Genomic DNA, 1,663 nt, shown 5'->3' with positions numbered 1-1,663 from the left:
CACCCACCCCGAGGAACTGGGGGAACACCACGCAAGGACACACCCGCTGGGGCAGAACGTCGACCGCTTTGGGGCGGCCGGGTTGCCCTGCCTCGGCGTCGACACCCCGGGAGCGGGTCATGTCGGTAGGTTGGCCGGCATGCGCAGTGACGATCTTCCGGTCGAGGTCAGTCGGAGTGTGGAGCTGTTCCTGGCGGCCGCCGACGAGTTGTCGCCGGGCTTGGTCACCGGCTTCTACCTGGTCGGATCGGTAGCCTTGGGCGACTTTCATCCCCGTGGTGCCGGTCGCGGTCGGCTCAGCACGGCTAGCGACATCGACTTCGTCGCGGTGACCGACCGCCGCCTGGAGCCCGAGTCTCGGGAGACGGCAGCGGTGGCCGAGGCGCACGCCCGCACCGTGAACCGGTTCCCCCGGCCGCACTTTGATGGTGCAGTGCTCACCTGGAGCGACCTTGCCACCGGCCCGGATGACTGTCCCGACGTTCCCTGCGCGCAGGAAAGCCGGTTCACACCGGCCGGACGGTCCGGCGTCAACCCGGTGATGTTCTGCGAGCTGGCCTGGCACGGGATCGCGGTACGCGGGCCACAACCGGCTGAGGTGAACCTCTGGGCCGACCAAGATGCCCTGCGCGCGTTCACCGTCGACAATTTGCGCACCTACTGGCGGCCGTGGTGGCAGCAGAAACGGCAGCGCAGCGCCCTGTCCCTCGCCATCGGGCTCAGTGCCTGGTTCCCGGTGTGGGCAGTTCTCGGTGTGAGCCGGCTGCACCACCTGCTCGCCACCGGAACGATGACCTCCAAATGCGGTGCCGGCCGGTATGCCCAGAAAGAGTTCGACCCGCGCTGGCAGCGCATCATCGCCGAAAGCCTGAGCCTGCGCACCGATGGCGCCGAAGGCCGCCGGAGCTATCGCAACCCGCTGGCCCGCCGCCGCGACACCCTCGCCTTCCTGGACACCACCATCGACGCGGCGCTCGCGCTGCCAGCCAAGCCCTGACCGAAGCACGCTCCGGACCGGTCTGTGTGGCACGCTTCGGATCTCGAAACGGCCAGTTGACCGAGGACGGCACCCGGCATGCCCACTGTGAACCCGGATGCGGGGCGGTGCCGGCGAACCGGGCGGATGTCCATCACGAAGCAATCGGCTTGACCGCGGCTATCTCCGTCGCGAGCCCGATCCCGGCGATGCGCGTCGCGAGCGACTGTCGGTGACGCCGCTGGGGCACGAGGTCATGCGAGAAGGCGAGCGCGTGTTCAACCTGCTGCGGTCTCGCTTTCAACGCCGGATCGGCAAGTCCGAACTGGCGGCTCGGCCGCGGGACGGCCGAGGAGCGCGCGCGAGCAGACGAGCCTCGAGGGCATGCTGGCGGCCGAGGCCGACACGCAGGTGGAGCTACTGGCCGGGCCACAGTTCGCCGAGGGACGAGCGGCCTTTCTCGAACGCCGCCCCCCGGACTTCGTCAGTGGTCGACCGGCCTTTGCCACCACCGGTCCGCCGGACCCTCCGCCGGCAACCCCTGGCGTAACCGGTCAGGTGCTTGACGGCGTGGCTGGTTGATCTTCTTGGTGGCTCGTCGATCACGGTGTCGGAGTTGCGGGATGCGGTGGAGTCTCCGCGGGCTGAAGTCGCTGATCCGAAGCGGCGGTTGGGGCAGTATGGGGC

1 protein-coding gene is annotated in these 1,663 nt (G+C 69.2%); it reads left to right on the top strand.

The window, feature by feature from the left end; genetic code table 11:
- Nucleotides 1-139 precede the first annotated feature (139 nt).
- Entirely contained in the window at nt 140-997 is an 858-nt protein-coding gene (locus FNH05_RS37010; RefSeq protein ID WP_144593480.1) for a nucleotidyltransferase family protein, read from the top strand.
- Nucleotides 998-1,663: the final 666 nt, after the last annotated feature.

The organism is Amycolatopsis rhizosphaerae (assembly GCF_007713715.1).
GTDB lineage: Bacteria > Actinomycetota > Actinomycetes > Mycobacteriales > Pseudonocardiaceae > Amycolatopsis_E > Amycolatopsis_E rhizosphaerae.
This window is presented reverse-complemented; position numbering and strand designations above follow the sequence as displayed.